Annotated in this window: 6 protein-coding genes; 3 read left to right on the top strand and 3 right to left on the bottom strand. The window is 60.5% G+C overall.

The genetic code is table 11. From position 1 onward, the window contains the following. A partial coding sequence (locus CAPSK01_RS18205; RefSeq protein ID WP_273704026.1) for a Uma2 family endonuclease occupies positions 1-693 on the top strand: 693 nt, incomplete at its 5' end. A gap of 231 nt (positions 694-924) precedes the next feature. Here CAPSK01_RS18205 and CAPSK01_RS18200 read toward each other — a convergent pair. Next, positions 925-1602 carry a PEP-CTERM sorting domain-containing protein gene (locus CAPSK01_RS18200; RefSeq protein WP_273704025.1) on the bottom strand — a complete coding sequence of 226 codons (678 nt, stop codon included), beginning with the start codon at positions 1600-1602 and terminating at the stop codon, positions 925-927. Between the two features lie 245 nt (positions 1603-1847). Here CAPSK01_RS18200 and CAPSK01_RS18195 point away from each other — a divergent pair, with 245 nt between their 5' ends. After that, positions 1848-2105, top strand: a complete 258-nt coding sequence (locus CAPSK01_RS18195; RefSeq protein ID WP_034930057.1) for a PfkB family carbohydrate kinase — start codon at positions 1848-1850, stop codon at positions 2103-2105. A 52-nt stretch (positions 2106-2157) separates the two neighbouring features. Next, positions 2158-2844, top strand: coding sequence for a transposase (locus tag CAPSK01_RS18190; RefSeq protein ID WP_034930054.1), 687 nt, complete (start codon positions 2158-2160; stop codon positions 2842-2844). Between the two features lie 360 nt (positions 2845-3204). On the opposite strand, the gene CAPSK01_RS18185 is transcribed toward CAPSK01_RS18190, so the two are convergent. Further along, the gene (locus tag CAPSK01_RS18185) at positions 3205-3621 is read right to left on the bottom strand and encodes a type II toxin-antitoxin system VapC family toxin (RefSeq protein ID WP_034914367.1); all 417 of its coding nucleotides are present in this window, start codon (positions 3619-3621) and stop codon (positions 3205-3207) included. Further along, on the bottom strand, positions 3621-3848 hold the full coding sequence (locus tag CAPSK01_RS18180) for an AbrB/MazE/SpoVT family DNA-binding domain-containing protein (RefSeq protein WP_034914363.1): 228 nt from the start codon (positions 3846-3848) through the stop codon (positions 3621-3623). Before CAPSK01_RS18180 ends, CAPSK01_RS18185 begins: the two co-directional genes overlap by 1 nt. Between the last annotated feature and the right edge of the window lie 34 nt (positions 3849-3882).

Genomic DNA, 3882 nt, shown 5'->3' with positions numbered 1-3882 from the left:
CAGAGCCCGCATCACTTGCGGAGGTGGCGTTGGATCTCCTATCCTCCTCCCTATCCTTGCTATCCTTTCGCCAATCTGGCGCAAACTACTTCGCAGGAGAAACCAGGCATGGGCTCCATGAGCGAACTGATGGACCGAGCACGACACCGCATCAGCGTCGACGAATATCACAAGATGGCCGACGCGGGTGTACTCAGCCACGAAGAGAGGGTAGAACTGATCGAGGGAGAGATCGTCGACATGGCCCCGATCGGTAGCCAACACGCCTACGTCGTCAACCAATTGGCACGCCTGTTCACGCTCGCCGCCGGCGAAGACGGTTTGGTCAGCACGCAAAACCCGATCCGCCTCAACGATCGCTGCGAACCGCAGCCCGATCTTGCCCTGCTCAAGCCCGGAGACTATATGGCGCGCCTCCCCGGTCCAGCGGATGTCCTGTTGATCGTCGAGGTTGCCAGTTCATCTGTCGACTACGATCGCGGCGTGAAACTTGATCTGTACGCGCGCCACGGCATCCCGGAAGTCTGGCTACTCGATCTGACGGGCAATGAATTGCTTGTTTGCCGCGATCCGGAGGGTGGAAAGTATCTATCGATCGCCGGACCGTCGGCGGGAGAGTGTGTCAGTCCGGTGCTGTTGCCCAGGATTGCATGGAGGCTGGCGGAGGGGAAAACGTGGGCTGTCCCCTTTTAATTTTGCCGCCGAAGGCGCCGCTGCGGATCGGCGCGCCGGCGTGATGACCGGGACGAGAGCGGAATGGGTATCGAACTGAATTTGGCGAAAACCGTCATCGGGTCTCGCTCTACTCGGCGACAAAGGAAGAACGGCGTCAGTTTTCGATCGGTGGCGACAGCGCTCGACGAGCCGCAGCCGGAAGTCGGCAGCGATCCGGCGGCGATCTGAGCGCCTGGAGGGATGTCGCGATCAGCCGCGGCTGATCGCGCGTCGGCAACGACCAATCAATCCCAATCCGCAGAGCGCGAGCAGCAGCGTGGCCGGTTCGGGAACCCCAGTGGATGTGGCGTTGAACGTGAAGTCGTCCATCATCCAGCGCGTTTGGTGGGGCTGGACGACGGAATTGCTGCCGCTCAGGCGGAGCGAGGTGATGCCAAGGAAATCGGCCTGCACCCAGTTGTAGCCGATACCGAGACTGACCGTCAGGCTTTCGACCAGCGTTGCGCCGTTGAAGCCTTCCAGAGTGAGGAGCGTGGCGGAATCGGATTGCAGCGCATCGTAGATGGTGAAAGTCGAGAAATTGGCACCGTTGAAATCGAAGGCGTTGCCGCTGGCCAGACGGCCGAGAACCGGGCCGGCGTAGTTGGATGCCTGATTCTCCCCGGAGGGAGAGTTGTAGCTGTTGCCGTAGCTATTGGCGGCAGCGTAGCTGGAGTCGCCCCAGGCGAACAGGTCGGTATCGCCGACAGTGCCCCACAGAAAGCCCTTGTAGGGGGTCGGGACGTTCAAGACCCCGGAGACATTCATGACCAGATCGTCGAAATCCAGAACCTCGGCGCGCGCGGTGTGCCCGGCGAGAAGAGCGCAGCACATCAAGACTGCCTGCGGCAGGTACTTCTTCGTCCTCTCCAGCACGCGCCGGGCCAAGCTGAAACAAGGTGAAAGGTCGCCGGTTGGCGAAGCCGCGATCGGGTCGAAAACAATGGATGGCCGCATTTTTATTCTCCTGTGTGAAGGTCGAAAGCGCGCCCAAATTCCTGGTCGCGACAACCTATCCTGGGCGCCTTGGATAGATCCGATACAACACCATAACAATACCATAAAGACTTGATTGGAGGAGCAAGCAATGCGTCCATTCGTTCTTGGCAACTACATGAACGCGCATTTCATGTATGTGGGATCGCTTGCCCCATTCCGGCGAGTCCCTCGTTGCCAAGCGGGTGTTTCGGGAGCACGGCGGCAAAGGCTTGAACCTCGGGCTCGGTTTGCATCGACTGGGTGCGAAAGTGGACATGCTGCTGGCGGTCGGCGCCGACGACGCCGGCGAAGCGGTCCGCCGGGCGTTGGTCGCTGAGGGAATGCGCGATGATTCGCCATGCGTTCGGGCTGGCCCGCTAGTCGCGACAACCTATCCTGGGCGCCTTGGATAAATCCGATACAATACCATAACAATACCATTAGAGGGATAAGAAATCCAACCAGATGACCAATCACTATCACCTGCTGCTGGAGACGCCGGATGGCAATTTGTCGCTCGGGATGCGGCATTTGAACGGCCTCTACACGCAGCGCTTCAACCGCCGCCACGGCCTGGTTGGGCACCTCTTTCAGGGGCGCTACCAGGCGATCCTGGTGCAGAAGGAAGTCTACCTGCTGGAGCTGACTCGTTATGTGGTCCTGAATCCGCTGCGCGCCCGGATGGTCGATTCGCTCGATGATTGGCCCTGGAGCAGCTTTCCGTTCGTTGTCGGCCGGGAAGTTCCGCCACCATGGCTGGATGTGGACTGGCTGCTACGGCAGTTTGCCCCGGAGCGCGACGTGGCTCGCCGCGCTTATGTGGAGTTTCTGCTGGCTGGCAGAGGTTTGCCGAGTCCCGTTCTGGAAGCCCGCCAGCAGTGGGTGCTGGGCGATCGCGCTTTCGTGGAACGGCATTGCCAGAAAGGCATTCCGGAGCAATTGCGCGAGGTCTCGAAGGCTCATAGGCGCGCAGTGGCTTTACCGCTCGATGAGTACGCGATGCGCTACCCCGAGCGAGATCTCGCCATGGCTCTGGCCTACCAGTCCGGTGCCTATACGATGGTGGAAATCGGCCGACATTTCGCGGTGCACTACATGACCGTCAGCCGCGCCGTCCGCAAGTACGAACGGCAACAAAGGAAGACAGGGTAGGGCTCGACCGGGCTTCTCCGTTGGTGTTCGCACGGACAGCGTCAAACCGTCGTCCCGCCGAACCGCCCACAGGCGATCGCCAGCCGACGCCGGCTTCAGATCAGGTGTATGCCAAGGCGCAGCGCCAGGTCGACGAATCGATCCCGCCGCGGCGGACTCGCCAGCGGCGTCTCGTGCAGAAGGCGCCGGATCGGCAATCCGCGAGGTTCAAGGGGCCGGGCTCAAATAGTGTGCCGTAGCAAGAAATAAGGGGCCACGTTCGCTTTATCCAGCGAAAATCAGGTAAAGAAGTGGGCCTCTTGTTGTCTTTCGGCGCCAAAGGGATCAGCAGACAAAACACGCCTGCCCCTTTGATTTCCACTACGGCATCGAGTCGGGGGCGATCAAGCGTAGCTCGGGAAAGTAGCTGCGATAACGGCGGGCATCCCGGGTGAGCAAGGTCAGCCCGGCAACCTGGGCGTGGGCGCCAATGTAAAAGTCAGGCATCGGGGCGGTTTTGGTCCCGCCTGCACGGCGGTAGGCGACAAAAGCTCGCCCAGCGCGGAATGCCGCCTCCCAGGGAAGGTCAGCGCGCTCCAGCAGCATATCGGAGAGGATCGAGGCCATCTGCGACTCCGAATCGGCATAGCCGGCCAACTCCGCGTAGATGATGGGGTTGATGAACACCGCGCCATCGTTCGAGGCGGAGATGAGCTGGGCAGCCGACCAGGCGTACCATTGGGAGTCCGGGTCCGCCGCATCGATGATGACGTTGGTGTCGATGAGATAACTTCGCATCAGTCCTCACCCCGGGTTTCGCGCATGATTTCATCGGTGGTCATGCCGCAGCCCTTGAAAGCGCCACGCAGGCGCTCGACGAGTTGCTGGCCGCGTGTTCCTCCCTTGGGCATGAGCCGGACAACACCGTCCTTGAATTCAAACTCCACATCCGTATTCGGCATCAGCCCGGCCTGTTTGCGAATTTCAACGGGAATGGTCACCTGACCTTTGCTGGTGATGCGCATAGTTTTCCCCTTCGTAACTACTCAGTAGCCCCAG

Origin of the sequence: Candidatus Accumulibacter vicinus (assembly GCF_000584955.1) — a bacterium.
Lineage (GTDB): Bacteria > Pseudomonadota > Gammaproteobacteria > Burkholderiales > Rhodocyclaceae > Accumulibacter > Accumulibacter vicinus.
Note: the sequence above shows the minus strand (reverse complement) of the source record. Positions and strands in the feature narration are given on the sequence as shown.

What these genes read in the sequence shown, in the direction of transcription:
- CAPSK01_RS18185 (WP_034914367.1), bottom strand. Translation starts at nt 3,621, where the DNA reads ATGCGAAGTTATCTCATCGACACCAACGTCATCATCGATGCGGCGGAC.
- CAPSK01_RS18195 (WP_034930057.1), top strand. Translation starts at nt 1,848, where the DNA reads ATGTGGGATCGCTTGCCCCATTCCGGCGAGTCCCTCGTTGCCAAGCGG.
- CAPSK01_RS18180 (WP_034914363.1), bottom strand. Translation starts at nt 3,848, where the DNA reads ATGCGCATCACCAGCAAAGGTCAGGTGACCATTCCCGTTGAAATTCGC.
- CAPSK01_RS18190 (WP_034930054.1), top strand. Translation starts at nt 2,158, where the DNA reads ATGACCAATCACTATCACCTGCTGCTGGAGACGCCGGATGGCAATTTG.